The 24,729-nt window shown below is 72.3% G+C and carries 26 protein-coding genes; 1 reads left to right on the top strand and 25 read right to left on the bottom strand.

Annotated features, from left to right (window positions below):
* Positions 1–50: 50 nt before the first annotated feature.
* The 14 genes from fxsA to BZB76_RS18790 all read right to left on the bottom strand — a co-directional run bounded on the left by fxsA (position 51) and on the right by BZB76_RS18790 (position 11,117).
* Positions 51–236, bottom strand: coding sequence for an FxSxx-COOH cyclophane-containing RiPP peptide (fxsA, locus tag BZB76_RS18855; protein ID WP_121435722.1), 186 nt, complete (start codon positions 234–236; stop codon positions 51–53).
* Between the two features lie 286 nt (positions 237–522).
* Positions 523–1,365: a 3-hydroxyacyl-CoA dehydrogenase family protein gene (locus BZB76_RS18850; RefSeq protein ID WP_121435721.1), complete on the bottom strand. Its 843-nt coding sequence runs from the start codon at positions 1,363–1,365 to the stop codon at positions 523–525.
* Positions 1,362–2,105 carry an enoyl-CoA hydratase/isomerase family protein gene (locus BZB76_RS18845; protein ID WP_121435720.1) on the bottom strand — a complete coding sequence of 248 codons (744 nt, stop codon included), beginning with the start codon at positions 2,103–2,105 and terminating at the stop codon, positions 1,362–1,364. Before BZB76_RS18845 ends, BZB76_RS18850 begins: the two co-directional genes overlap by 4 nt.
* On the bottom strand, positions 2,102–3,280 hold the full coding sequence (locus BZB76_RS18840; RefSeq protein ID WP_121435719.1) for a thiolase family protein: 1,179 nt from the start codon (positions 3,278–3,280) through the stop codon (positions 2,102–2,104). The genes BZB76_RS18845 and BZB76_RS18840 overlap by 4 nt, the downstream gene beginning before the upstream one ends.
* 15 nt (positions 3,281–3,295) lie before the next feature.
* On the bottom strand, positions 3,296–4,378 hold the full coding sequence (paaE, locus tag BZB76_RS18835) for a 1,2-phenylacetyl-CoA epoxidase subunit PaaE (RefSeq protein ID WP_121435718.1): 1,083 nt from the start codon (positions 4,376–4,378) through the stop codon (positions 3,296–3,298).
* Between the two features lies 1 nt (position 4,379).
* A complete protein-coding gene (gene paaD / locus BZB76_RS18830) occupies positions 4,380–4,880 on the bottom strand; it encodes a 1,2-phenylacetyl-CoA epoxidase subunit PaaD (RefSeq protein ID WP_121436200.1) in 501 nt (166 codons plus the stop codon).
* Positions 4,877–5,791, bottom strand: coding sequence for a 1,2-phenylacetyl-CoA epoxidase subunit PaaC (gene paaC, locus BZB76_RS18825; protein WP_121435717.1), 915 nt, complete (start codon positions 5,789–5,791; stop codon positions 4,877–4,879). The genes paaD and paaC overlap by 4 nt, the downstream gene beginning before the upstream one ends.
* A gap of 10 nt (positions 5,792–5,801) precedes the next feature.
* Complete coding sequence (gene paaB, locus BZB76_RS18820) at positions 5,802–6,086, bottom strand: 1,2-phenylacetyl-CoA epoxidase subunit PaaB (RefSeq protein WP_121435716.1); 285 nt, start codon at positions 6,084–6,086, stop codon at positions 5,802–5,804.
* An 8-nt stretch (positions 6,087–6,094) separates the two neighbouring features.
* Positions 6,095–7,039: a 1,2-phenylacetyl-CoA epoxidase subunit PaaA gene (gene paaA / locus BZB76_RS18815; protein WP_121435715.1), complete on the bottom strand. Its 945-nt coding sequence runs from the start codon at positions 7,037–7,039 to the stop codon at positions 6,095–6,097.
* 173 nt (positions 7,040–7,212) lie between these two features.
* Positions 7,213–7,971, bottom strand: coding sequence for an ABC transporter permease (locus tag BZB76_RS18810; protein ID WP_121435714.1), 759 nt, complete (start codon positions 7,969–7,971; stop codon positions 7,213–7,215).
* Positions 7,968–8,744 carry an ABC transporter permease gene (locus tag BZB76_RS18805; protein ID WP_121435713.1) on the bottom strand — a complete coding sequence of 259 codons (777 nt, stop codon included), beginning with the start codon at positions 8,742–8,744 and terminating at the stop codon, positions 7,968–7,970. Before BZB76_RS18805 ends, BZB76_RS18810 begins: the two co-directional genes overlap by 4 nt.
* A complete protein-coding gene (locus BZB76_RS18800; RefSeq protein WP_121435712.1) occupies positions 8,741–9,760 on the bottom strand; it encodes an ABC transporter substrate-binding protein in 1,020 nt (339 codons plus the stop codon). The genes BZB76_RS18805 and BZB76_RS18800 overlap by 4 nt, the downstream gene beginning before the upstream one ends.
* The gene (locus BZB76_RS18795) at positions 9,757–10,620 is read right to left on the bottom strand and encodes an ABC transporter ATP-binding protein (RefSeq protein WP_121435711.1); all 864 of its coding nucleotides are present in this window, start codon (positions 10,618–10,620) and stop codon (positions 9,757–9,759) included. The genes BZB76_RS18800 and BZB76_RS18795 overlap by 4 nt, the downstream gene beginning before the upstream one ends.
* The gene (locus tag BZB76_RS18790) at positions 10,620–11,117 is read right to left on the bottom strand and encodes a nuclear transport factor 2 family protein (RefSeq protein WP_121435710.1); all 498 of its coding nucleotides are present in this window, start codon (positions 11,115–11,117) and stop codon (positions 10,620–10,622) included. The genes BZB76_RS18795 and BZB76_RS18790 overlap by 1 nt, the downstream gene beginning before the upstream one ends.
* A 130-nt stretch (positions 11,118–11,247) precedes the next feature.
* Here BZB76_RS18790 and BZB76_RS18785 point away from each other — a divergent pair, with 130 nt between their 5' ends.
* Positions 11,248–11,925 (top strand): GntR family transcriptional regulator, encoded by a 678-nt coding sequence (locus tag BZB76_RS18785; RefSeq protein ID WP_121435709.1) that lies wholly within the window; start codon positions 11,248–11,250, stop codon positions 11,923–11,925.
* A 40-nt stretch (positions 11,926–11,965) separates the two neighbouring features.
* On the opposite strand, the gene BZB76_RS18780 is transcribed toward BZB76_RS18785, so the two are convergent.
* The 11 genes from BZB76_RS18780 to pdhA all read right to left on the bottom strand — a co-directional run bounded on the left by BZB76_RS18780 (position 11,966) and on the right by pdhA (position 24,605).
* Positions 11,966–12,850 carry an isocitrate lyase/PEP mutase family protein gene (locus BZB76_RS18780; RefSeq protein ID WP_121435708.1) on the bottom strand — a complete coding sequence of 295 codons (885 nt, stop codon included), beginning with the start codon at positions 12,848–12,850 and terminating at the stop codon, positions 11,966–11,968.
* On the bottom strand, positions 12,847–13,347 hold the full coding sequence (locus BZB76_RS18775) for a LeuD/DmdB family oxidoreductase small subunit (protein ID WP_121435707.1): 501 nt from the start codon (positions 13,345–13,347) through the stop codon (positions 12,847–12,849). The genes BZB76_RS18780 and BZB76_RS18775 overlap by 4 nt, the downstream gene beginning before the upstream one ends.
* Positions 13,344–14,609, bottom strand: a complete 1,266-nt coding sequence (locus BZB76_RS18770; protein ID WP_246007101.1) for a 3-isopropylmalate dehydratase large subunit — start codon at positions 14,607–14,609, stop codon at positions 13,344–13,346. The genes BZB76_RS18775 and BZB76_RS18770 overlap by 4 nt, the downstream gene beginning before the upstream one ends.
* Before the next feature lie 11 nt (positions 14,610–14,620).
* Positions 14,621–16,297 carry a hydantoinase B/oxoprolinase family protein gene (locus BZB76_RS18765; RefSeq protein WP_121435706.1) on the bottom strand — a complete coding sequence of 559 codons (1,677 nt, stop codon included), beginning with the start codon at positions 16,295–16,297 and terminating at the stop codon, positions 14,621–14,623.
* Positions 16,294–18,348 carry a hydantoinase/oxoprolinase family protein gene (locus BZB76_RS18760; protein WP_121435705.1) on the bottom strand — a complete coding sequence of 685 codons (2,055 nt, stop codon included), beginning with the start codon at positions 18,346–18,348 and terminating at the stop codon, positions 16,294–16,296. The genes BZB76_RS18765 and BZB76_RS18760 overlap by 4 nt, the downstream gene beginning before the upstream one ends.
* Entirely contained in the window at positions 18,345–19,010 is a 666-nt protein-coding gene (locus BZB76_RS18755; RefSeq protein WP_121435704.1) for an isochorismatase family protein, read from the bottom strand. Before BZB76_RS18755 ends, BZB76_RS18760 begins: the two co-directional genes overlap by 4 nt.
* Positions 19,011–19,109: 99 nt before the next feature.
* A complete protein-coding gene (gene paaK / locus BZB76_RS18750; RefSeq protein ID WP_121436198.1) occupies positions 19,110–20,402 on the bottom strand; it encodes a phenylacetate--CoA ligase PaaK in 1,293 nt (430 codons plus the stop codon).
* Between the two features lie 29 nt (positions 20,403–20,431).
* The gene (locus tag BZB76_RS18745; RefSeq protein WP_121435703.1) at positions 20,432–21,238 is read right to left on the bottom strand and encodes an enoyl-CoA hydratase/isomerase family protein; all 807 of its coding nucleotides are present in this window, start codon (positions 21,236–21,238) and stop codon (positions 20,432–20,434) included.
* Positions 21,239–21,247: 9 nt separating this feature from the next.
* A complete protein-coding gene (locus BZB76_RS18740) occupies positions 21,248–22,534 on the bottom strand; it encodes a dihydrolipoamide acetyltransferase family protein (RefSeq protein WP_121435702.1) in 1,287 nt (428 codons plus the stop codon).
* Positions 22,531–23,520, bottom strand: a complete 990-nt coding sequence (locus BZB76_RS18735) for an alpha-ketoacid dehydrogenase subunit beta (protein WP_121435701.1) — start codon at positions 23,518–23,520, stop codon at positions 22,531–22,533. The genes BZB76_RS18740 and BZB76_RS18735 overlap by 4 nt, the downstream gene beginning before the upstream one ends.
* Positions 23,520–24,605, bottom strand: a complete 1,086-nt coding sequence (pdhA, locus tag BZB76_RS18730) for a pyruvate dehydrogenase (acetyl-transferring) E1 component subunit alpha (RefSeq protein ID WP_121435700.1) — start codon at positions 24,603–24,605, stop codon at positions 23,520–23,522. Before pdhA ends, BZB76_RS18735 begins: the two co-directional genes overlap by 1 nt.
* Positions 24,606–24,729: the final 124 nt, after the last annotated feature.

Genomic DNA, 24,729 nt, shown 5'->3' with positions numbered 1-24,729 from the left:
TACTTTTACACTTTTAGTAGAAATCGGCTAATCCGTCGCCAATGTTCATGTCAGTCCACCGCATCGGTGTACGAAGTGAACCCTGCGACGGGTGGGCCGTCATGCCGGTCGGGGTCGAGAAGCTCCTGGACCGCCAGTCCGAGCACGGACCGATCCAGTTCCTCAAGATCGTCCAACGACAGCCCCGACACGTCGATCAAACCGCTCCGCACGTCTTTGTGCTGATGGGGCCGCATGGACCTCTCCTCGCGCCGATGCCTCCGGTGTCAACGGGACGAGCCTAACCTACGGTACCGTAAATGTGCTTCTCGGCACGTGGCCGACAGGGGCCTTCTCCTGCCCCCGGCCCGCACTCGGACGGCAACGCCGGTTGAACATCGGGCGTCCATTCGACCAATTCAGGATTACAGTCGCCGATTCTCGCCCGCGGACCACCACTTCTATTCTGTCCATCAATACATACTTGGCCACATTAGAGACATCCACCGACTTTCTTTCTGCGCCGGGCATCGCCGCGGTCTGTCACCAGGTGAAGAAACCCCTGCCGGTTTTTCGGCCCAGGTGGCCCGCCTCGACCTTTTCGCGGAGGATCGCGGGGGGTGCGAAGCGCGGGCCCAGTTCTCGTTCGAGGTGCTCGGCGATCGCGAGGCGGACGTCGAGTCCGACGAGGTCCGTGGTGCGCAGCGGGCCGGTGGGATGCCGGTAGCCGAGGGTCATCGCCGTGTCGATGTCCTCGGCGGAGGCGACGCCCTCCTCCAGCATGCGCATCGCCTCCAGGGCGAGCGCCACGCCGAGACGGCTGCTGGCGAAGCCCGGCGAGTCGGTCACGGTGATCGCGGTCTTGCCGAGCGCGGCGGCCCAGTCCCGGGCCTCGGTGACGAGCGCGGGCGAGGTCGCGGCGCCGACCACGATCTCGATCAGGTCGCTGGCAGGCACCGGGTTGAAGAAGTGCAGGCCGATCAGCCGGGACGGGTCGGGCAGGTCACGGGCCAGGTGGTCGATCGACAGTGAACTGGTGTTGGTCGCCAGGGCGGCCTTCGGCGCATGGGACGCCGCGACGCCGAGCACCGTGCCCTTCAGGGCGACGTCCTCGGGGACGGCCTCGATGACGAGGTCGGATTCGGCGAGGGCGGTCGGGTCGGTCGTTGTCGTGAGGCGGGCGAGAGCGGAGGGCGGGTCTTCGTGGAGCAGGCCGCGTTCCGCGGCGCGGTCCAGGCTCGTCGCGACACGGTCGCGGGCCGACTGCGAGGCGGCCTCGTCGGACTCGACGACGGTCACGGTGGATCCGGCCGTCAGGAACGCGTGTGCGATACCGGCCCCCATGCGTCCGCCGCCGTACACGCCGACGCGATCCGGAACATTCATGAGCGCCCCTTCTTCTTGCGTTCGAGGAACGCGGTCATGCGGCGGTGTTTTTCTTCGGTCTCGAACAGGACGGCCTGCGCGACGTCGTCGATGAACGGATGGGCGGCGCGGGGCGCGTGGAAGAGCTTCTTGGTCAGTCGGATCGCCAGCGGGGCCTGGGCGAGGATGCGGTCCGCCCAGCGGTGTCCGGCCGCCTCCAGTTCGTCGGCGGGGACGACCTCGTTGAGGAGGTGCAGCGCGAGGGCCTCGGCGGCGTCGAGGACGCGGCCCGCGAGCAGGATCTCCTTGGCGACGGGCTCGCCGACCAGTTCCGCCAGCCGCCAGCAGGCGCCCGCGGCGGCCAGGATGCCGAGACCCGGTTCGGGGTTGCCGATGCGCGTCGTGGGAGCGCCGACACGGAAGTCGCAGGCGTAGGCGAGTTCGGCGCCGCCGCCGAGCGCGTACCCGTCGACCAGGGCGATCGTGGGCATCGGCAGCCGGTGGATCCGGTCGAAGATTGCGGAGTTGACGCCGCGCAGGGCGTCGTCGCGGCGGCGCTCCCGCAGTTGGGCGATGTCGGCTCCGGCGGCGAAGGTGCCGCCCGTCCCGATGATCAGCGCGACGCGCGGGTCGGCTTCGAGGAGGGCGCACGCCGCGTGGAGTTCGTCCACCATCTGCTGGTCGATGGCGTTGCGGACGTGGGGACGGTCGAGGCGGAGCACGACCCGGTCGTCCGACTGCTCGACCCGGACCGCGGTCACGGGCGCTCCAGAAGAAGCGCGGAGCCCTGCCCGACACCCACGCACATGGTGGCGAGGCCGCGCCGGGCGCCCGCGCGTTCGAGGCGGCCGAGGAGCGTCACGACCAGGCGGGTGCCGGAGCAGCCGAGCGGGTGGCCGAGGGCGATGGCGCCGCCGTCGGCGTTGACGATGTCGAGGTCGAGTCCGAGGTCGCGCACGCAGGCGATGGACTGGGAGGCGAACGCCTCGTTGAGTTCGACCGCCTCGACGTCGTCCAGGGTCCAGCCCGCGCGGTCGAGGACCTTGCGTGTGGCGGGCACCGGGCCGATGCCCATGATCTCGGGTGGGACGCCCGCGTTCGCCGCCGCGACGACGCGGGCGCGGGGCCGCAGCCCGCGCCGTTCGGCGTATCTCTCGCTCACCACGACGACCGCCGCGGCGCCGTCGTTGAGGGAGCTGGCGTTGCCCGCGGTCACGAGCCCGCCGGGGCCGTTGACGGGACGCAGCCGGGCCAGCACCTCAGGCGTCGTCCCGGGTCGGGGACCCTCGTCGGTGTCGACGAGGTCGTCCCGGACGGGCACCGGGACGATCTCGTCCGCGAACCGGCCGTCCTTGATCGCGTCGAGGGCGCGTTCGTGCGAGCGCACCGCGAACGCGTCCAGCTCCTCGCGGGTCAGCCCCCACCGCTCGGCGACCCGCTCGGCGGTCTGCGGCATGGACAGCGTGGTGTCCGCGCCATGTCGCGGGTTGGTGAAGCGCCAGCCGATGGAGGTGTCGAACGCGGCGCCCGGCTTGGCGAACGCCTTGGCGGGCTTCTCCTGGACCCAGGGCGCGCGGGTCATCGACTCCACGCCGCCCGCGACGACCACGTCCGCGTCCCCGGCGGCGATCATCTGCCGGGCCGTGGCCACGGCGGTCAGGCCGGAGGCGCACAGCCGGTTGACGGTGAAGCCGGGAACGGCGTCCGGGAAACCGGCGAGCAGCGCGGCCATCCGGGCGACGTTGCGGTTGTCCTCCCCCGCCTGGTTGGCGGCTCCGAGCACGACCTCGTCCACCTCGGCGGGGTCGACGCCCGCGCGGCGGACGGCCTCGCCGACGACGAGGGCCGCGAGGTCGTCGGGCCGCGCGTGGGCGAGGGCCCCGCCGTACCGGCCGATGGGCGTGCGGGCGCCATCGACGATGAAGGCTTCCATCAAGGATCTCCCGGAGGGTCAGGCGTCGTAGTCGACGGTCACGGCGTCGCTGACGGCGAAGGACTGGCAGGTGAGGACGAAACCGGCGGCGACCTCGTCCGGTTCGAGGGCGTAGTTGCGGCGCATGTCGACCTCGCCGGCGCGGACCTTCGCGCGGCAGGTTCCGCACACGCCGCCCTTGCAGGCGAACGGCAGGTCGTTGCGGCCGGCGGTGGCGCCGTCGAGGAGGGTGCGGTCGCGGGGCAGGGCCGAGGTCGTGGCACGGCCGTCGAGCACGATGGTGACGTCGCTCGTCTCGCCGCTCACGGTCTCGTCCGCGCGCCGGACCTCGGGGGGCGGCTCGTCCACGTAGAACAGCTCGACATGGACGCGGGACGCGTCCACCCCGGCCTCGGCGAGCACCTCCCGGGCGCCCTCGATCATGCCGAGCGGGCCGCACAGCCAGACGTGGTCCAGGGCGGTGACGGGCACGAACGCGGCAAGGAGGCGGCGCAGCCGGTCGGCCTCCAGGCGGCCGGAGAGCAGGTCGACGGCGCGCGGCTCGCGCGACAGGACGTGCACGAGCTGGAACCGGGGGCCGTGCCGGTCCTTGAGGTCGGCGAGTTCCTCGGCGAACATGACGGTTCCGCTGGTCCGGTTGCCGTAGAGGAGCGTGACCTCCGCGTCGGGGTCGGCGAGGACGGTCGCCGCGATCGACAGCATCGGCGTGATCCCCGACCCCGCGGCCACGCACAGGTGGCGTCCGCCGGTGCCCGGGTCGGCGCGGAACCCGCCGCTCGGGCGCTGCACCTCGACGCCGTCGCCGGGCCGCACCTCCCGGACGAGCCACGAGGAGAACAGCCCGCCGGGGATCTCGCGGACGCCGATCCGCGGCCGTGCCCCGGTGGGCGCGCAGATCGAGTACGAGCGGCGGTGTTCCGCCCCGTCGATCGTCCGGCGCAGGGTGAGCGACTGGCCGGCGGCGAAGTCGAACGCGCCGCGCAGGTCGGACGGGACGTCGAAGGTGATGGCCGCGGAGTCGTCGGTGAGCCGTTCGACGTCCGCGACCGTCAGCCGGTGGAAGGCCGCGCGGGTGGTGGCCGCGGCGTGGTCGACCGTCATGTCAGATCTCCTTCACGTGCTCGAACGGCTCCAGGCACGCCGTGCACCGGTACAGGGCCTTGCAGGCGGTGGGCCCGAACTCCGAGGTCAGCTCGGTGTCGGACGAGCCGCAGCGGGGGCAGGTGAGCGCGCGGCGGCGCGGCAGCAGCGTCAGCGGAACCGGCCCGTTCCGCGCGGGCGCCGGGCCGGGGGGCGACAGTCCGTGCTCGGCCAGCGCGGCCCGGCCCCGGTCGGTGATCCAATCGCTGGACCAGGCCGGGTGCAGGCTGACGCGGACCTCGGCGTCCGCGAAACCGGCGCCGGCGAGGCGGTGCAGGAGGTCGTCGCGCATGGTGGCCATCGCGGGGCAGCCCGAGTAGGTCGGGGTGATCGTGACGATCACGCGTCCGTCCACGACCGCCACGTCCCGCAGGACGCCGAGGTCGTGGAGCGTGAGCATCGGCATCTCCGGGTCGGTGACCGAGGCCGCGACCCGCCAGGCGTCACGCGTCGCCGTGCTCACCACGCCCCCCTCGGGTGCTCCCTGGCCACCACCTGCATCTCGGCGAGCATGCGGCTCAGGGCCTCGGTGTGGAGACCGTCGCGTCCGGTCCGGCCGTTCACCCCGGCGAGCGGGCGCACGTCGGGACGGGCGACCCCGCCGACCGACAGCACCTGGTCGAGCAGGACGCCGACCTCGGCGGCCACGGTGTCGGGGGCGACGCCGACGCCCGCGCGGGCGGCCCGCAGTTCGACCGGATGGGTCGTGAGCAGCTCCGCGTGCAGCGGCCACACCGCCTCCAGCCCCGCGACGACGCGGCGGCGCGACTCCCCGGTGCCGCGGGCGAGCGTCAGGAACCAGCGTCCGGCGTAGTCGCGGTGATACGCCAGCTCCTTGACGCCCTTGGCCGCGATCGCGGCGAGGACCCGGTCCCGGCTCGACACGAGCCGCTGGAAGATCTCCAGCCGCCAGGTGGCGAACAGCAGGAGCCGGGCGATCGTGCGGCCGAAGTCGCCGTTCTCGGCCTCCACCAGCCGGACGTTGCGGAACTCGGCGGCCGCGCGGAAGTAGGCGAGGGCGTCCTCCGGCGGGACGGGCGACCCCGCGGGCAGCGCGGGGACGACCCCAGGGTCGGCCGCGGCGGCGCGCGCCAGCAGCAGCCGGGCCTGGCCGAGCAGGTCCAGCGCGATGTTGGCCAGGGCGATGTCGTCTTCGAGGTCGGGGGCGTTGCTGCACCACTCCGCGAGCCGGTGCGACAGCACCAGGGCGTCGTCGGCGAGCATCAGGCAGTACGTCGCCAGGTCGGTCCCGTCGACGCCGTCGGGCAGCGTGGTGTCGACGCCCGCGAGCGGGTCCTCGAAGTCGGTGCCGAAGGCCCACTGGGAGTCGTCCCCGCCGAGGAGCCCCGCGTAGGCGTTCGCATGGTCGGTCATCGGGGTCGCCTCACATGTGGGGGACGTCGTCGGACATGGCGGCGAAGGTGGGGTGCCGGTAGACCTTGTCGCCGCCCGGCGCGAACAGCGGGTCCTTCTCGTCGGGGCTGGACGCCACGACCGCGTCCGACCGCATGACCCAGATGCTCACGCCCTCGTTGCGCCGGGTGTACACGTCGCGGGCGTGCCGGACGGCCATCCGGTCGTCGGCGGCGTGCAGCGACCCGACGTGCACATGGTTCAGCCCGTGCCTGCCGCGCACGAACACCTCGTACAGCGGCCATTGGCGTCTCATCTCTCGACTCACTCGGCCCCCTCCGCGGCGGCGAAGGCCAGGGCGGCCTCGCGGACCCAGGCGCCTTCCTCCCAGGCCCTGCGGCGGTGGGCGAGGCGCTGGGCGTTGCACGGGCCGTCGCCCTTCACCACGGACCAGAACTCGTCCCAGTCCGGGCCGCCGAAGTCATAGGACCGCCGCTCCTCGTTCCACTTCAGCTCCGGGTCGGGCAGCGTCACGCCCAGCGCCTCCGCCTGCGGGACGGTCATGTCCACCATCCGCTGGCGCAGTTCGTCGTTGGTGTGCCGCTTGATGCCCCACGCCATCGACCGCGCCGTGTTCGGGGAGTCGTCGTCGGGCGGGCCGAACATCATCAGGGCGGGCCACCAGAACCGGTCGACCGACTCCTGCACCATCGCCCGCTGCTCGTCGGTGCCCCGCATCATCGCGGCGAGCAGTTCGTAGCCCTGCCGCTGGTGGAACGACTCCTCCTTGCAGATGCGGATCATCGCCCGGCCGTAGGGGCCGTAGGACGTCCGGCACAGCGGGACCTGGTTGCAGATCGCGGCGCCGTCCACGAGCCATCCGATGGCGCCCACGTCGGCGTAGGTCAGCGTCGGATAGTTGAAGATCGACGAGTACTTCTGGGCTCCGGAGAGCAGGCGCTCGGTCAGCTCCTCGCGGGTGACGCCGAGCGTCTCGCACGCGGAGTAGAGGTAGAGGCCGTGCCCGGCCTCGTCCTGCACCTTGGCGAGCAGAATCGCCTTGCGGCGCAGCGACGGGGCCCGGGTGATCCAGTTGCCCTCGGGCTGCATGCCGATGATCTCCGAGTGGGCGTGCTGGGCGATCTGGCGCACCAGCGTCGCGCGGTAGCCCGCCGGCATCCAGTCGCGCGGCTCGACGCGATCGTGGCCGGCGATCGTCGCCTCGAAGCGCGCCGCGAGCTCGCGCTCGGCGACGTCCTGGCCCGTCATGGTTCCTCCACCGAAGTTCCGGCCGATCGATTTACTGACCGATCGGTCTGTAAATAGGGTGACACGCGAACCCGCCCCGGCGCAACATGTGGGCACGTCAGGGGCCCATGTATTTACCGACCATTCGGTCTACACGGGCACCGATAAGAGGGCTCGTGACACGGTTCGTGCGCTCAGGCGGCCTGCCAGTGCTCGGTTCTGCGCTCGACGAGGGCGAGCGCGGCGTCCAAGGTCACCGCCACGACGACCATCACCACGATCGACGCCCAGACGACGTCGATGTCGAACAGGCTCTGCCCCTCGGCGGCGAGATGGCCGAGCCCGGCGGCCGTGCCGATCAGCTCGGCGACGATGACGCCCTGGAGCGCCAGCCCGACGCTGGTGCGGCTCGTCGCGAGCAGCCAGACCAGCAGCGAGGGGCCGTACAGGTGGACGGCGAGCTGGCGCCCGTCGGCGCCCAGCATCCGGACGTGGTCGGCGAGACCGCCGTCGAGCGCGGCGAGACCGGCCGCCGTGTTCGCCGCGACCAGGAACACCACGACGAACGCCACGTAGATGACCTTCGCCGACAGGCCGAAGCCGAGGACGATCGCGAACATCGGGTAGAAGACCAGGCGCGGGACGGCGTTGAAGAACGCGAAGTACGGCTCGAACGCGGCGCGCAGCGTCGGCCGCAGAGCCATGGCGGCGCCGACCGCGACGCCCGTGACGGTTCCGGCGAGGCAGCCGAGGAGGAGGACGAGGACCGTGGCGGTCGTGTCGCGCAGCAGCGTCCCGTCCTCCGCCCAGCCGCCGATGACGCGGGCGACCCGGCCCGGACTGCCGAAGTAGAACGGGTCGAGCAGGCCGGTCGACGTCGTCCACCACCAGGCCGCGACCAGCAGCCCGACCGCGGAGAGGGTCCCGAGCAGGTTCGCCGCGCGCGCCCTCACGCGGCCCTCCAGCGCAGCAGCCGGCGTTCCAGCCCCAGGATCGCCCGGTCGATGCCCAGGCCTAGGACGCCGACGAGGATCGACATCGCCATCACCGCCGACGCCGACTGCGCGGCCTGCGCCTGGCTGATCTGGTACCCGATGCCGGTCTCCGACCCGAGGTACTCCACGACGACGGCGGCCAGCAGCGCGAACGCGGCGCTCACCCGCAGGGACGCGATGAGCCAGCCCATGACCGCCGGGACGGTCACCTCGCCGAGGATCCAGCGCCGTCCCCCGCCCCAGGCCGTGACCTGGCGGCGCAGCAGCGGGTCGATGCTCCGCACCCCGGCGTTGAGGTTGTAGAAGACGATGAAGCCGACGAGCGTCGCCACGAACGCGACGGTGGTGACGCGGCCGATGCCGAACCACATGATGAACAGCGGGGCCAGCACGATCTTCGGCACGGCGTTCGCCGCCGCGACCAGCGGCATCGACAGCCGCGTCGTGTAGCGGTTCGTGGTCAGCAGCAACAGCGCGAGCGCGCCCGCGACACCGACGGCGAGTCCGGCGGCGGCCGACCACAGCGTGGACCCCACCGCCTCGGCCATCGCCGGGCCGTCGAACCAGCCGCGCACGACGTCCGTCAACTCGGAGGGACGCCCGGTGCCGAGCACCAGCACGTCGGAGTAGGACGCCGCCTGCCAGCACGCGACCAGCGCGGCCCCGGCGGCGACCCGCAGCAGCAGCACGCGCGTACCGGGGCCGCGCCATCGGACGGCGCCGCCGCTCATCGGCCGTCCCCGACGGCGACCGCCTTCGGGTCGGGGTTCGGCACCCCTTGGATCCGCGCGTACTCGACGGCGGCCTTGACCTGCGCGTCCACCGGGTTGGTGTCGGCGGCGCGGACGGCGGGCGCGAACAGCTCCCAGGCGCGGGGGAAGCCCTCGGCCGCGGACCTGCGGAAGTCGGGCGTCATGAGCTGGAGCAGCGCGCCGGATTCGGTGTTCAGCAGCTTGCGCCGCGCCTCCTCCTGCGCGCGGACGACGGCGTCGACGACCTTCGGGTGCTTCTTGGCGAACGCCGCCGTGGTCGCCACGCCGTTGCACGCCGCCGACTGCGCGAAGTACCTGCCGGATCCGTTGGTGTTGTGCACCACGTACCCGGCCTTCTGCTCCAGCGCGAGCGCCGCACCGGTCGCGTCGGTCATGATCATGTCGACCCGGCCGGTCTTCAGCGCGGGGACGTACGCGGTGACGGGGCCGAGCGCGATGCCCTTCTGGTTCTTCCAGCCGATCCCGACCTTGTCGGCGACGAGCCGTCCCAGGATCTCCGACTGCGAGCCGACCTTGGAGTAGCCCCAGTTGCCGCCGTCGTAGGCGGTGATGTCGTCGCCGCGCGACCTCTCGTACTTGGCGGCGCCGACGAACACGATCGCGGCGCCGTCGAAGGTGCACGACACCATCTTCAGGACGGGCGCGCCCCGCTTGGCGTTGACGGCCATGACCGTCGCGGCGGGCAGCACGCCGAAGTCGACGGCGCCGCTCATCATGCCCGCGACGAGGTCGGTGCCGTTGCCGACCGTCTTGCGCTGGGCGCTGAAGCCGCCGTCGCGGGCCGCCTTGTCCATCAGTCCCGTGCCGAACGCCGCGTAGGTGGGCGCGTCGAACAGCGAGAACCCGGCGTACTGCCCGATGCGGACGTCAGGGCCCGACTTACCGTCCCCGCCGCCCGAGCCGCACCCGGCGAGGCCGACGGCCACGACGGCGGCCACGGACGCGGTGAAGGCCGCGCGCATTGTTCTTTTCATGGTCGGTCCTCTCCCTGGGTGGGGTCGTTCTCGGCGCGGGCGACCTCGCGGCGCAGGTCGTGCCAGATGGTCTCGCTGGTTTCCCGGAAGGACGGCTCGAAGCGCAGCTCCAGCAGGTCGCGGGGACGTTCGATGGGGACGTCGTAGGTCGCCACGATCCGGCCCGGGGACGCCGACAGCAGCGCGACCCGGTCGGACAGCCCGACCGCCTCCTCCAGGTCGTGCGTCACGAAGACGACCGTGGAGCGCTGCTCGGCCCACAGGGTCAGCAGGTCGTTCTCCATCGCGAGGCGGGTCTGGACGTCCAGGGCGCTGAACGGCTCGTCCATGAGCAGCAGTTCGGGCCGGTAGGCGAGGGTGGCCGCGATCGCGACGCGTTTGCGCATACCGCCGGAGAGTTGCCGGGGGTACCTGGCACCGGCCCGGGGCAGACCGACCCGTTCGAGCCACTCGGCGGCCGTCGCGCGGGCCTCCCGTCGCGGTGTGCCGCGCAACCGCAGCGGCAGCGCCACGTTGTCGAGCGCGGTGCGCCACGGGAGGAGCGCGTCGCGCTGGAACACGAAGCCGATGCGGGGACGCGTCTGCTCGGGCGTCCCGCCCAGGGTGGTGACCGTTCCGGCGCTCGGCCGCGCGAGCCCGGCGATGAACGACAGCAGCGTCGACTTGCCACAGCCGGACGGTCCGACGATCGAGAGGAACTCGCCACGCCGCACGTCCAGGTCGACGCCGTCCAGCGCCCGGTGGCCGCCGGAGAAGTCGTGCAGCAGCCCGGTCACCGACACCGCAGCCTCGTCGCCGGGGGCGGCGGCCGGGGTAGAGGTCGTCGTGTCCGGCGCCTTCGCCGTGTCGGAGGCCGTCATCACGATCCCCCCGCGGCCGCCGGTTCCGGGGCCGTCATCCGCTCGCCGCGTGGCGGGAAGGAACGCAGGTCGTCCCGGTACGGGTCGACGAAAACGGGGTCGTAGACGAGCCGGGAGAACCTCCAGCCGTCCGCCGCCCGGACCAGGTCGCCGTACCAGCGGCCGCCGATCGTGACGACGCGGCGCGGCCCGTCGCCGTCCTCCGGCATCACGACGTAGCCGATGTGGTTCGTCATGGCCGTCGCGGTGTCGCCGTCGACGTCCACGAGCAGGTTGGCGCAGACGTGCTGCGCGGCGACCACGGCGCCGACCACGGCGAAGCAGCGGGCCAGCATCTCCGACCGGCCGTAGATCCAGGTCAGCTCCGAGCCGTCCTCCTGGGTGATCCCGTAGGTGAAGTCCTCGGTCAGGAGGTCGGCGAGTTCGTCGGGGCGGTTGCGGTCGATGGCGTAGATCACGCGGGCCAGTTGGTCGCGGATCTCGTCGCGATCGTTCATCGGCCTGCCCTCCAAGCACAGTCGATGATATTCTTGTAGGACAAGAGTGTCATCGAAATCATGTTTGTCAACAGTTCTTGTCGGACACTTTTGTCCCTATCTACTGCCGGTCCTGTGGGATGATGGCGGCATGGCGACATCACGAAAGCCCCGGGGGACGACGGTCGAACGCGTCGTCGACGAACTGCGCGAGCGCATCCAGCGCGGCGAGTTCGCGGCCGGTCAGCGGCTCATCGAGACGGACCTGACCACGGAGCTGAACGTCAGCCGGGGACCGCTCCGCGAGGCGTTCGGACGGCTCGCGGCCGAGGGGCTCGTCACGATGGAGCCGAACCGGGGCGCGCTGGTGCGGCGGCTGACCCGGCGTGACATCGAAGAGCTGTACGACGTGCGCCGGGTCCTGGAGGGCGAGGCGGCGGCGGTCGCCGCGCGGCGCATCGACGAGGGCGACCACCGGGCGCGCCTGGAGGCCGCCCTGGAGGAGAACGCCCGCTTCCGCGAGACGGTGGACCTCACCTCGTACCTGGAGCACAACGAGGAGTTCCACAACCTGATCATGCGGATCGCGGGGAACGAGCTGCTCACCGACCTGGTCGGGCGGTTCCGCCGCCAGGCGCTGGGCATCCAGCTCCGCAACCTCGTCACCGCCGCCTCGTCCAAGGCCCGGGTCTCGGTCAGCGACTCCGTGGACGAGCACGAACAGGTCGCGAAGGCGATCCTGGCGGGCGACGCCGAGCTGGCCGAGCGGCTGATGCGCGAGCACGTCCGGCACACCGGCGCGTCCCTCGCCGAGACGCAGAAGCCGTGAGGTCCCGGCCGGAGAACCCGGCCGGGACCCCTGCGGGGCCTCAGCCCGCGAAGCGGGCGTCGAGGTCGAGCCAGCGTTCGAGGCCGACCGCGCCGTAGAAGTCCGTCACCGTCAGGCCCAGGTCCGCGACGGGGGTGTCGTCCCCCGCCGCCAGCACGGCCCCCGCGACCCGCCGCATCGACTCCAGGGCGGCGAACATCGCGACCGCCGGAAGGACGACCAGGTCGAAGCCGCGTTCGCCGAGTTCCCTGACCGTGAGCGACGGGCTGCGCCCGCCGGTCGCGAGGTTGTACAGCTTCGGCCCTGGCACCCGTTCGGCGATCGCGTCGAGGTCGGCGAGGGTGCGGGGCGCCTCCACGAACGTCACGTCGGCGCCCGCGTCCAGGCAGCGGTTCGCGCGATCCACCGCGCTGTCGAGGCCCTCGACGGCGAGCGCGTCCGTGCGCGCGATCAGCAGGGTGTCGCGGCCGGCTCGGGCGTGGTCGGCGGCGGCGATCTTCGCGACGAACTCCTCGGCGCCGACCACCGCCTTGCCGTCGAGATGCCCGCATCTCTTCGGCGACACCTGGTCCTCGAGCTGGATCGCGGCCACGCCCACGGCCGTCAGCTCCTCGACGGTGCGGGCCACGTTGAGCTGGTTGCCGAAACCCGTGTCGGCGTCCACCACGACGGGCACCGCAGAGCGCGCGGCGATGTGCCGGACGGCCCCGACGAGTTCGGTGAGCGTGAGCAGCCCGAGGTCGGGGACGCCGAGCAGGCTCGCCGAGACGCCCGCGCCCGAGACGGCCAGGGCGCGGAACCCCGCCTCCTGAAGCGCCGCCGCGGAGAGGCCGTCGTAGCAGCCGGCGAGCATCACCGGGCCCTGGCGCGCCAGGTCGAGCAACGCCGCTCCCCCGGTTCGGGAGGGGGACGTGGCGGGCGTCATGGGGACTCCATCAGCAGGCCCTCGGCCTCCAACTGGCGGATGAGGCCGCCCGCGTCGAGGATCTCGATCAGTTCGGGCGCCCAGGGCCGGCCGCGCAACGTCGCGCCCGTCGTGTCGTTGCGGACCGAGCCGTCCGCCGGGTCGAAGGTGACGACGTCGCCCTCCGTCACGGCGCCGGTGATGCCGGGGCACGACAGCGCCGGGACGGCGAAGTTCACGCAGTTGCGGAAGAACAGGCCGTTCACCGACTCCGCGATGATCCCGGCGATGCCCGCCGCGCGCAGGGTGAGGGCCGCCGGGCGGCTGGACCCGGTCCCGAAGTTGCGGCCCGCGACCACGAGGTCGCCCGGTTCGACCAGGTCGACCCAGCCCGGCCGGTTCGCCTCGAAGCAGTGCCGGGCCTTCTCCGCCGTCGACAGCAGCACCACCGACGACGGCTCGATCAGGTCGGTGTTGATGTCGTCGCCGAAGCACCACACCCGTCCGGTGGTCCTCATGCCGGCGTCACCTCCGCGTCCTCCGGTCGCCGCGTCCCGGCGGTGATGTGGCCCGCCAGCGCGGACAGGGCGACGGTCCGGGACGAGGCGAGATGGATCCGCGCGTCGGGATGGCCCATGCGCCCCTTGAAGTTGCGGGTGCTCGACGCGATGCACACGTCCTTGGCCGACAGCGCGTTGACGAACCCGGCGCACATGCCGCAGGACGACGTCGTGACGAGCGCGCCCGCGTCGATGAGCGTGGCGAGGGTGCCCTCTTCGAGCGCCCGCCGGTGGATCTCCTGCGAGCCCGGCGTGACGAGGAGCTGGACGCCGGGGTGGACGCGGTTTCCCGCCAGGACGGCGGCGACCTGGCGCAGGTCCTCCAGCGTCCCGTTGGAGCAGGAGCCGACGAACGCCCGGGTGATCGGCACCCCCTCGACCGACGCGACCGGCGCGGTGTTGCCCACGACCGAGTCCGGCAGGCCGACCATCGGTTCGATGGCGCCGAGGTCGATCGCGCGCCGGTCCTGGTAGACGGCGTCGGCGTCTGGCCACACCGCGTCGTCCATGCCGACGCCGCGCTCGGCCATGTAGGCGGCGAGGACGTCGTCAGGCTCCATGATGGCGAACTCGGCGCTGATCTCGGCGCACATCGTGCACAGCGTCCGGCGCTGGTCGATGGTGAGCGCGGCGAGCCCGGGGCCGCCGAACTCGACGTTGCAGCCGACGTGGTCGCCGTAGACGCCGGCGATGTGCAGGAAGAGGTCCTTGGTGGTGACCCCGTCCCGCAGCCCGCCCAGCAGGTCGTACCGGATGGTGGGCCCGACCTGGAACCACGTCCTGCCCTTGGCGAGCACGTAGATCAGTTCCGGGGTGCCGATGCCGCGGGCGGCGCAGTTGAACGCGCCGCTGGAGCAGGTGTGGCTGTCGCAGCAGACGAGAATCTCCCCCGGCCGCGCGTACGGCACGTCCGCGATCACCTGGTGGCAGATGCCCTGCCGGGCGCCGACGTCGTGGAAGCGCGTGATGCCGAGCCGCTCCACGAAGGCGCGGCCCCGCTCCAACGACTGGGCGACCCGGTGGTTAGGCGCGGGCACAATGTGGTCGAAGATCACGACGACCTTGTCGGGGTCGAACACCGACACCGGCTCGGACCACGCCTCCGGGTAGAAGTTCAGGTCGAGCGGCACGGCGGTGTCGACCTCGACGACGGCGAGGTCGCCGGGGGCGAGCGTGTCGTGGGCGCTGTGCCGGGCGAGGATCTTCTCCGCGATGGTCATCCCCACGCCGGTCACGCTCCCCGGGGCGCGCCGTACAGGTCGGCCGCCTCCCGCTCGGAGACGAACCCGTCGCGCACGTCGGCGGCGAGGTCGCCGGCGGCGCGCGACGCGGGGTCGCCCCAGCCGCCGCCGGTGCCGGTCACGATCCGCGCGAGGTCGCCGCGGTGCAGGTGGACCTTCGTGCTCTCGAAGTGGGTCTCGACGGTGCCGTCGAGCCGCAGCACCTCGCAGCGGGAGCGGGTTCCGTCCGCGCCGCCGCGCAGGCCCCACGGAGCGCCGTCCCGGTTGTTGCCCAGGGACGCGATCATGGCCCAGTCGGTGAGCACCTCGTACTCCCGGACGACGCCCTCGCCGCCGCGCCACTGCCCGGCGCCCGCCTCGCACGTGTCGAGCGCGTACCGTCCGATGCGCACCGGATACCGCTGCTCGACCACCTCCACGGGGATGTTCAGCGAGTCGCCGCCGTGGATGGCGACGAGGCCGCGCTGCCCGTCGGCGCCCTGGCCCGCGCCCCAGCCGCCGGGGTTCGGCTCGTTCATGATGAACATGCCGCCGGGGCCGTCGGCGGGGCCGGCGATGATGACGATGCCCGCGTCGAGGTAGTGCCCGGCGGGCAGCCGCTCCGGGACGACCGGCGCCAGCGCCCGCCAGATCAGGTCGGCGGCGAGGGCGACGCCCTGGAAGTAGATCGACAGGGCGTGCGGCGGTGTCGTGGTGAACACGGTCCCGGACGGGCACCGCACGTCGAGCCGCTGGAAGATGCCCTCGTTGACCTTCGCGTCCGCGCCGGCCAGCGCCTTGAACACGACGCTCGCGGCGGCCAGCAGCCCGGCGGGCCCGCAGTTCACCGGGGTGCCGTCGATCTGCGGGTCGGTGCCCGCGAAGTCGCACACCAGCCGTTCGCCGTCGAGCGTGACGGCGACCTTGACGACCGCCTCCCGGCCGGCGAACACGAGCTTGTCCTCCGCCCGGTAGGTTCCGGCGGGAATCGCGGCCAGCGCCGCCCCGACCTGCGCGTCGGTGGTCTCGATCCCCCGCGCGACGGCCGCCCGGAAGGCCTCGACGCCGTGCCGCGCGCAGATCTCCTTGATCCGCTGTGCGCCGACCTTCACCGAGGCGGCCTGCGCGTGCAGGTCGCCGAGCGCCACCTGGGGAAGCCGGGAGTTGCTCTGCAGGATGCGGGCCAGCTCGTCGTCCAGCACCCCCGCCTTGAAGATCTTCACCCGGGGCAGTTGCAGGCCCTCCTGGAAGATGTCGGTGGCGTCGACGCTCACGCTGCCGGGGTCCTTGCCGCCGACGTCGGCCCAGTGCGCCTGGTTACAGGTGAAGGCGACGATCTCACCGTCCACGAACACCGGCATCACCAGCGTCATGTCGTTGAGGTGGCTGCCGCCGGGGCCGTAGGGGTCGTTGGTCATCACGATGTCGCCGTCGGTGAGCCCGTCCGCCCCGTACATCCGCAGCGTGTCCCTGACCTGCTCGCCGAAGATGCGCAGCAGGATCGTCAGGCCGTTGCCCTGGGTGACGAGCCGCCCGGTCGCGTCGGTGACGCCGACCGAGAAGTCGAGCACCTCGTAGATCATGGCGCTCTGCGCGGTGCGGGTCGTGGTGATGAACATCTCGTCGGCGGTCGCCGACACATGCTCGGAGATGATCTCCAGTTCGAACGGGTCGATGGAGGTGCTCATGCGCCGCTCCGCTCGTCGGGACGGGCGGACAGTGCGACGACGAGGTTGCCCTGGTCGTCGACGACCGCCGTCTGGCCGGGATGGACGACCGTCGAGGTGCCGGACTCCTCGATGATGGACGGCCCGCTCAGCGCGGCGCCGACCGGCAGCAGTTCACGGTCGTAGTAGGGGCAGTCCAGCGCGCCGCCGTCCTCGAACAGGACCCGCCGGACGCCCTTGCGGGCGGCGTCGACGCTCGCGTCCGGGTCGGGGCTCCAGGCCACGGCGGACGCGGGTTCGGCGGCGGCCGCGGCCAGGCGGAAGTTCACCACCTGGACCGGGACGTCCAGCCGGAACGTGTAGAGGCGCTCGTGCGCGTCGTGGAAGCCGCCGAGGATGGTCTCGATCGGCGCGGCCGTGTCGACGGGGATGGTGACGGTGTGCTCCTGGCCCAGGTAGCGGGCGTCGACCGAGCCGGTGAAGGTCAGCGCGCCCGCGTCGACCGACTCGGCGGCGAAGTAGCCGGCGGCCTGCCGTTTCAGCGACTCCCACACCGACGTCCACTCCGGGTCGGACGGCGCCGCGACCGGCAGCACGCGCGTGCGCACCCAGTCGGACTTGAGCCGGGTCATGAGCATTCCGACCGCCGAGAAGTTGGCCGGCATCCGCGGGATCACGACGTTCTTCGCCTTGAGTTCCGCGCCGAGCGCCAGCGCGTGGACGGCGCCGCCGCCCCCGAACGCCATAAGGGAGAAGTCGCGGGGGTCATGGCCCCGGCGCACCGACACCAGCTTGATCGCGTTCAGCATCTTGGCGTTCGCGAGCCGGATCACGCCGAGGGCCGTCGCCTCGGCGTCCAGCCCGAGCGCCGCGCCGACCTCGGCCAGCGCGGCACGGGCACGTTCGACCGACACCCGCATCTGGCCGCCGAGGAAGTTGTCGGGGTTGAGCCGCCCGGCGACGAGGTTCGCGTCGGTCAGCGTCGGCTCCGCGCCACCGTTGGGGTAACAGGCGGGGCCGGGTTCCGCGCCCGCGCTCCGCGGCCCGAGCCCGAGGCGTCCGCGCTCGTCGACCCAGGCTATGGAGCCACCGCCCGCGCCGATCTCGACGATGTCCACGACCGGCGCCTTGATCGGGTAGCCGGGCGAGCCGGGCGTCCAGTCGACGCGGTAGTCGGTGGTGACCCTGACCTCGCCGCCCTCGATGAGGGACGTCTTCGCGGTCGTGCCGCCGATGTCGAGCGTGATCACGTCGGTGGCGCCCATCGCCGTGCCGACCGCCGCCGCCGCGATCACCCCGGCGGCCGGTCCGGACTCCACCAGCGTGATCGGCAGGTGCTGCGCCCGCGCGAACGTCATCGCGCCGCCGTTGGACCGCATCACCCGGGAGTTGCCGGTGATGCCGTGCTTGCCGAGCCGCGCTTCGAGCCGGTCCAGGTAGGTCGAGGCGGTCTCCTGGACGTAGGCGTTGAACACGGCGGTGTTGGACCGCTCGTACTCGCGCCACTCGCGGGTGACCTCGTGGGACAGCGTCACGAACGCCTCCGGCCACAGTTCCGCGATCAGCTCCCCGCACCGCACCTCGTGCGCCGGGTCGGCGTAGGAGTGCAGGAACGCCACGGCCAGGGCGGTGGCGCCCGCCGCGCGAGCCGCCTCGACCGCCGCGCGGACGTCGTTCTCGGCCAGCGGCCTGACCTCGGCTCCGGTGGCGTCCCGCCGCTCGTCGATCTCGAAGCGCAGGTGCCGGGGCACGAACGGCTCCGGCGCCCGGTAGCGGAAGTTGTAGAGGTCGGGACGGCTGGCGCGGCCGATGTCGAGGACGTCCCGGAAACCCTTCGTGGTCAGCAGCGCGACCGTGGCGCCCCGGCGCTCCAGGAGCGCGTTGATCACGACGGTGGTGCCGTGGACGAACGTCTCGACGCCGCCGTCGATGCCCGCCAGGGTCAGCACGTCGCCGACGCCGCGGTCGAACCCGCCGGGCGTGCTGGGCGACTTGGCGACCCGCAGCCGTCCCCCGTCGTCGAGATAGGCGAGGTCGGTGAACGTCCCGCCGATGTCGGTTGCGACCCTCATGCTCGTTCCTTCAGGTAACGGATCACGACGTCGAGCGACTCGACATCGGCGTACTTGGCGTCCATCTCCGCGAGGCTCACCTCGTGCGCGACGGCCAGCCGGTCGCCCACGCACTCGGCCACCACGATCGGGCGGAACCCGTGCTGGATCGCGTCGACGGCGGTGGCGCGCACGCAGCCGCTCGTCGCCGAGCCGACGAGGACGACGGTGTCGACGCCGAGCCCGGCCAGCACCGCCGGGAGGGTCGTCTGGAAGAACGCGCTGGCGCCCGTCTTGACCAGCACGACGTCCCGGTCGTCGACGCCGAGGCGGGGGTCGAGCCGGGCCGGTTCGCCGCCCGGCCGCAGCCCGGCGAGGACCGGGTTCTTGCGCAGCATCACCGGCGCGGACCGCTCGTCGGCGAACTCGACCCGGAAGGCGATCACGGGGACCCCCGCGTCATGGGCGACCGCGATCAGCTCGGCACTGTGGCGAACGACGTCCTCAAGCGGCAGGGCCAGGTCCGAGGACGGGTCGGTGAAGGCGTTCACCAGGTCGATGACGAGCACGGCGGGCCTCGCGCCGAACCCCACACGGTGGGTGAACCCGGCCTTCTCGTAATGGGCGATCAGGTGCCGGACGCCGTCGTCGCGTGCGACGTCGCCGGATCGCGGAGTCTTCATAAGAAGACATTATTGTAGGACGATATTGCAAGTCAATACTTCGAATGGCCTATCGTCCCAGCTCCCCGCCGGGTTCGCGGCCCCGGCGGGGACCCCGCGTCAGCGCCGCGGGCGGTTGTCGACGATGCGGCGCATCTTCCCCACCGACCGCTCGATCGTGTCCGGCTCGACGACCTCGACGCCGACCGACACCCCGATCGTGCTCTTCACCAGGTGCCGTACCCGCTCACCGGCGGCCCGCGCCGCCGCCGCGTCCCCGCCTCCGCGCCGCTCGACGCGGACCGTCATGGTGTCGAGATGGCCGTCGCGGTCGAGCACGCACTGGAAGTGCGGGGTCAGCTCCGGGTCGGCGACGACCAGTTCCTCGATCTGCGTCGGGAACAGATTCACCCCGCGCAGGATGATCATGTCGTCGCTGCGGCCCGTGATCTTCTCGATGCGCCGCATCGGGCGCATCGTGCCCGGCAGCAGGCGGGTCAGGTCCCGCGTCCGGTACCGGATGACGGGCATCGCCTGTTTCGTCAGCGAGGTGAACACCAGCTCGCCGGGCTCCCCGTCCGGCAGCACCTCCCCGGTGACCGGATCGATCACCTCGGGGTAGAAGTGGTCCTCCCACACGTGCAGGCCGTCCTTGGTCTCCGCGAACTCCTGCGCGACCCCCGGCCCGATCACCTCCGACAGGCCGTAGATGTCGACCGCGTCGATGTCCAGGCGGGCCTCCACCTCCGTCCGCGTCCGGTCGGTCCACGGCTCGGCGCCGAAGATGCCCACCTTCAGCGACGTCGCCCGCGGGTCGATGCCCTGGCGTTCCATCTCGTCGACCAGCGCGAGCATGTACGACGGCGTCACCATGATGATCTCGGGGGCGAAGTCCCGGATGAGCGTCACCTGCCGCTCGGTCATGCCGCCCGAGACGGGAACGACCGTGCAGCCGAGCCGCTCCGCGCCCGCGTGCGCGCCGAGACCGCCGGTGAACAGCCCGTAGCCGTAGGCGTTGTGCAGCACCTGACCGGGCCGCCCGCCCGCGGCGCGGATGCTGCGGGCCATGACGGTGGCCCACATGTCGAGGTCGTCGCGGGTGTAGCCGACCACCGTCGGGCGGCCCGTGGTGCCGGACGAGGCGTGCACGCGCACCACCTGCTCGCGCGGCACGGCGAACATCCCGAACGGGTAGTTGTCGCGCAGGTCCGCCTTCGAGGTCAGCGGCAGCCGCGCCAGGTCGGCGAGTTCGCGGACGTCGTCGGGGTGGACGCCGGCGGCGTCGAACGAGCGCCGGTAGTGCGGGACGTTCTCGTACGCGTGCCGCACGCTCCACCGCAGCCGTTCCAGCTGCACCGCCCGCAGCTCGTCGACCGACGCCCGCTCGATCGGTTCCTCAAGGTCAGTGGTCATGTCGGTCTCCTCGGGCCGATGGGTCATGGTCAGTGCCCGGTGAACTCGGGCGAGCGCTTGGCGAGAAAGGCCTCCACGGCCCCCGCGTGGTCGTCGGTGGCCCCGGCCCGCCGCTGGGCGGCGGCCTCGGCGGCCAGCACCTCGGGAAGCGGCCTCGACCAGGCGTCGGCCAAGGCTCGCTTCGCCTCCGCGTACGCCGTCGTCGGCCCGGCGGCCAGTTCCCGGGCCAGCTTCGTCGCGTCCGGCACCACCCGGTCGGCCTCGACGACGTCACCGGCGATCCCCCACCGGACCGCCTCCGCCGAGGTGAACGGGCGGCCGAGCAGGACGAGTTCGCGGGCGCGCGACTCGCCCACCGACCGGGCGAGGCTCGCCGACAGTCCCGTGTCGCAGCTCAGCCCGATGCCGGTGAACGCGGCCGACCAGCGCGCCGTCGACGCCATCACCCGCAGGTCGCAGGCCAGGGCGAGCCCGACGCCGGCGCCCGCGCAGGTTCCGTTGACCGCGGCGACGACCGGTTTGGGCATCGTCATCAGGGCCAGCACGATCGGGTTGTAGTGCTCCTCGACCGTCGCGAAGGCGGACTCCGGATCTGAGCGGAGCGCCCGTGCGTGCTCGGCGAGGTCCTGCCCGACGCAGAACGAGCGGCCCGCGCCGGTCAGCACGAGCGCCCGCACGGACGGGTCGGCGCCGAGGTCGTCCAGCGCGTCGCGCAGAGCGTTCTTGACCTCGCCGGTAAGGGCGTTGTGGCGGTCCGGACGGTTGATCGTGACGATGGCGACGGCGCCGGAGCGCTCGGCAAGTACAGGAACGGGGACAGGGTCGGGGGAAGTCACCGGGGCCTCCTACAGATCGGTGAGCGCCGCGCCGGGGCACTCGATGGAATCGGCGACCATCCGCAGGAACGCGGCGGCGGTCCCGCCGTCGCACACCCGGTGGTCGAACACGAACGAGAGCTGGCCGATCTTGCGCACCGCCAGGTCGCCGCCGACCGCCCAGGGACGGTCGATGACGCGGCCGAGGCCGAGGATCGCCACCTGCGGGTGGTTGATGATGGCCGCGCTGCCGTCGACGTCGAACGAGCCATAGTTGTTGAGCGTGAACGTCCCGGCGGTCAGTTCCTCCCGCGTCGTCCGGCCCTCGCGCGCCGCCGTGGTCAACCGACGGATCTCGGTGTCCAGGTGCGCCGTCGTCATCTCCCGCGCACCCATCACGGCCGGGACGACCAGCCCCCGGTCGGTCTGCATCGCGAGGCCGAGGTTGACGTCCCGGTACTGGACCAACTCCTGACGTTCGTCATCGACGGCGCCGTTGAGTTCGGGATGGGCGCGCAGCGCGGCCACGGTGAACCGCGCGACGTACGCGAGCAGGCCCGGGACGGGTCGTCCCGCCGACTTCAACCGCGCACGCAGCGCGAACAGCTCCGTGAAGTCGACATCGACCCACACGGTCGCCTCGGGGATCAGGGCGCGGCTGCGGGTGAGGGTCTCCGCGACCGCCTTGCGGAATCCGGTCATCGGCGTCCGGGTCTCCGCCGGGCCCACGGGCAGGGCGGCGCGCGGCGCGGCGGCCGGAGCCGAGTGCCGCGCGGCGATCGCCGCCTCGACGTCGCGGCGGGTGATGAGACCGTCGTGGCCGGTGCCCACCAGGTCGCCGATGACCAGCCCGGCGTCCCTGGCGAGGCGCCGGACGAGCGGGGACGTCACACGCCGGACGTGACGCGCCCCCGATTCCGCGGGGCCGTCGACCGCACCGCCGTTCACTGCGACCGGCCGACGACGGCGGCGTCCGGAAGCGGGCTCGGCGGACGTGCCGTAGCCGATCAGGACGTTGCCGGAACCGGCGCGTTCCTCCTCGCGGTAGCGTTCGGCGTCCGCGTCGGCCGGGGCGGCGTTCCCCGCGATCGAGATGAGCGGCGCGCCCACGGCGACGACCTCCCCCGCCTCGCCGTGCAACCTGCTGACGGTCCCGGCGTACGGAGAGGGCACCTCGACCATCGCCTTCGCGGTCTCGACCTCGACGACCGGCTGGTCGACGGTGACGGTGTCGCCCGTCCCGACGAGCCAGCGGACGATCTCCGCCTCGGTCAGGCCCTCGCCCAGGTCGGGCAGCTCGAACGTCCGCGCGGTCACCGGTCCTCCCACTGCAAGGTGTCGACGGCGTCGAGGATTCGGTCCACGCTCGGCAGGTGGTAGCGCTCCAGCTTCGGCGGCGGGTAGGGGATGTCGAAGCCGGTCACGCGGCGGACGGGCGCGGCGAGGTGGTGGAAGCAGCGTTCGGTGACCCGCGCGGCGATCTCGGACGCCACCGACGCGAAGCCCGGCGCCTCGGCCACCACGACGGCGCGGCCGGTGGAGCGGACGGCGGCGCAGACCGTCTCGTCGTCGAACGGCACGAGTGAGCGCAGGTCGACCACACCGAGGCTGCGGCCCTCGGCCGCCGCCGCGTCCGCGGCCTCCAGCGCGACCGGCACGGTGGTGCCGTAGGCGATCAGGGTGGCGTCGGTCCCGCTCCGGCGGACGACCGCGCGCCCGATACCGGCCCGGTTCTCGGCCAGATCGACCTTCTCCCTGCCGAAGTACAGCCTCTTCGGTTCGAGCAGGACCACCGGGTCCGGCAGGTCGATGGCCTCCCGCAGCAGGGTGTACGCGTCCGCCGCCGTCGACGGCGCGAGGACCGTCAGGCCGGGCGTGTGGGCGTAGTACGCCTCGGACGAGTCGCTGTGGTGCTCGACGCCCCCGATGCCCCCGGCGTAGGGGACGCGGATCGTGATGGGCATCGGCAGGCGACCCCGCGTGCGGTTGCGCATCTTGGCGACATGGCTCACGATCTGCTCGAACGCCGGGTAGGCGAAGGCGTCGAACTGCATCTCCACGACCGGCCGCATCCCGTTCATCGCCAGCCCGACGGCCATGCCGACGATCCCGGACTCGGCCAGCGGCGTGTCGAAGCACCGCCGTTCGCCGAACGTCTCGGTGAGGCCGTCGGTGACGCGGAAGACGCCGCCGAGCGGGCCGACGTCCTCGCCGAACATCAGGACGGACTCGTCCGCGGCCATCGCGTCGCGCAACGCGCGGTTCAGCGCCTGCGCCATGGTGAGCTCCTCGACGGCGGACATCAGGAGACCTCCTCGCGGGTCAGTTCCTCGGCCAGGAACTCCGCCTGCTCGCGCAGCTGCGGCGTGGCGGTGGCGTACACATGGGCGAACAGGTCGGCCGGATCGGGGACGGACTCGTCCGCGACCGCCTCGCGCAGCGCCGCGGCCACCTCCTCGGCCGTCTCGACCATGCGCGCCTCGCGTTCCTCGTCCAGCAGGCCCGCGGAGGTGAGATGGGCGCGGCTCCGCAGAATCGGGTCCCTGGCCCGCCACGCCTCGACCTCGTCGTCGGCGCGGTAGCGGGTCGCGTCGTCGGCGTTGGTGTGCGCCTGCATACGGTAGGTGTGGGCCTCGACGAGCTGTGGGCCCTCGCCCGCCCGCGCCGCCTCGACCGCCTCGCCGAGGACGGCCAGCAGCGCGGCGACGTCGTTGCCGTCCACGCGCGTGCCGGGAACGCCGTAGCCGACGCCCTTGTGCGCCAGCGAGGGCGCCACGCTCTGGCGCGAGAGCGGGACGGAGATGGCGTACTCGTTGTTCTGCACGAAGAACACCACCGGCGCGCGGAAGACGGCGGCGAAGTTCAGCGCCTCGTGGAAGTCGCCCTCGCTGGTCGCTCCGTCCCCGCACATCGCCATCACGACGGTGTCCTCGTCCCGCAGCGTGGCGGCGTGGGCGACGCCGACCGCGTGGAGCAACTGCGTCGCCAGCGGCGTGGCGTGCGGCGCCACTCGGGCGGCGACCGGGTCGTACCCGCCGTGCCAGTCGCCGCGCAGGAGCACGAGGGCCGCGGCGGGGTCGACCCCGCGTCCCACGATCGACACCGTGTCGCGGTAGGTGGGGAACAGCCAGTCCCGCTCGCCCAGCACGAGCGCCGCGGCGACCTGGCACGCCTCCTGCCCGTGCGACGACGGGTAGACCGCGAGCCTTCCCTGCCTGACCAGCGCATGGGCCTGGTCGTTGATACGGCGCCCGACCAGGAGCGCCTCGTGCGCGCGCACCAGGATCTCGTCCGGGGGCAACGGGGCCGACGGCTCGTCCACGAGCCGCCCGGCCGGGTCCACCAGCTGTACCGGCTCGTCACCGGGGAGCAGGGAACGGCGAGTCATCTTCTCCGCCTCTCAGAACACCAATGTCCGTCATATCGTCGGCCCTCACGCCATCCGTGGTCTATATCCGGGCAAAACTCAAGAAGATGTCCACTCGGCGACCGAATCTGAGTGCCATTCGTCC

Origin of the sequence: Actinomadura pelletieri DSM 43383 (assembly GCF_003634705.1) — a bacterium.
In the GTDB taxonomy this organism is placed as follows: Bacteria; Actinomycetota; Actinomycetes; order Streptosporangiales; family Streptosporangiaceae; genus Spirillospora; species Spirillospora pelletieri.
The sequence above is the reverse complement of the archived record's forward strand: the minus strand, read 5'-3'. Positions and strand labels throughout refer to the sequence as shown.

Excerpts from the sequence above, each read along its gene's own strand:
- fxsA (WP_121435722.1), bottom strand. The coding sequence starts at position 236 with ATGCGGCCCCATCAGCACAAAGACGTGCGGAGCGGTTTGATCGACGTG.
- BZB76_RS18850 (WP_121435721.1), bottom strand. The coding sequence starts at position 1,365 with ATGAATGTTCCGGATCGCGTCGGCGTGTACGGCGGCGGACGCATGGGG.
- paaE (WP_121435718.1), bottom strand. The coding sequence starts at position 4,378 with ATGACGGTCGACCACGCCGCGGCCACCACCCGCGCGGCCTTCCACCGG.
- paaC (WP_121435717.1), bottom strand. The coding sequence starts at position 5,791 with ATGACCGACCATGCGAACGCCTACGCGGGGCTCCTCGGCGGGGACGAC.
- paaB (WP_121435716.1), bottom strand. The coding sequence starts at position 6,086 with ATGAGACGCCAATGGCCGCTGTACGAGGTGTTCGTGCGCGGCAGGCAC.
- paaA (WP_121435715.1), bottom strand. The coding sequence starts at position 7,039 with ATGACGGGCCAGGACGTCGCCGAGCGCGAGCTCGCGGCGCGCTTCGAG.
- BZB76_RS18805 (WP_121435713.1), bottom strand. The coding sequence starts at position 8,744 with ATGAGCGGCGGCGCCGTCCGATGGCGCGGCCCCGGTACGCGCGTGCTG.
- BZB76_RS18800 (WP_121435712.1), bottom strand. The coding sequence starts at position 9,760 with ATGAAAAGAACAATGCGCGCGGCCTTCACCGCGTCCGTGGCCGCCGTC.
- BZB76_RS18795 (WP_121435711.1), bottom strand. The coding sequence starts at position 10,620 with ATGACGGCCTCCGACACGGCGAAGGCGCCGGACACGACGACCTCTACC.
- BZB76_RS18790 (WP_121435710.1), bottom strand. The coding sequence starts at position 11,117 with ATGAACGATCGCGACGAGATCCGCGACCAACTGGCCCGCGTGATCTAC.
- BZB76_RS18785 (WP_121435709.1), top strand. The coding sequence starts at position 11,248 with ATGGCGACATCACGAAAGCCCCGGGGGACGACGGTCGAACGCGTCGTC.
- BZB76_RS18780 (WP_121435708.1), bottom strand. The coding sequence starts at position 12,850 with ATGACGCCCGCCACGTCCCCCTCCCGAACCGGGGGAGCGGCGTTGCTC.
- BZB76_RS18775 (WP_121435707.1), bottom strand. The coding sequence starts at position 13,347 with ATGAGGACCACCGGACGGGTGTGGTGCTTCGGCGACGACATCAACACC.
- BZB76_RS18770 (WP_246007101.1), bottom strand. The coding sequence starts at position 14,609 with ATGACCATCGCGGAGAAGATCCTCGCCCGGCACAGCGCCCACGACACG.
- BZB76_RS18765 (WP_121435706.1), bottom strand. The coding sequence starts at position 16,297 with ATGAGCACCTCCATCGACCCGTTCGAACTGGAGATCATCTCCGAGCAT.
- BZB76_RS18760 (WP_121435705.1), bottom strand. The coding sequence starts at position 18,348 with ATGAGGGTCGCAACCGACATCGGCGGGACGTTCACCGACCTCGCCTAT.
- BZB76_RS18755 (WP_121435704.1), bottom strand. The coding sequence starts at position 19,010 with ATGAAGACTCCGCGATCCGGCGACGTCGCACGCGACGACGGCGTCCGG.
- paaK (WP_121436198.1), bottom strand. The coding sequence starts at position 20,402 with ATGACCACTGACCTTGAGGAACCGATCGAGCGGGCGTCGGTCGACGAG.
- BZB76_RS18735 (WP_121435701.1), bottom strand. The coding sequence starts at position 23,520 with ATGTCCGCCGTCGAGGAGCTCACCATGGCGCAGGCGCTGAACCGCGCG.
- pdhA (WP_121435700.1), bottom strand. The coding sequence starts at position 24,605 with ATGACTCGCCGTTCCCTGCTCCCCGGTGACGAGCCGGTACAGCTGGTG.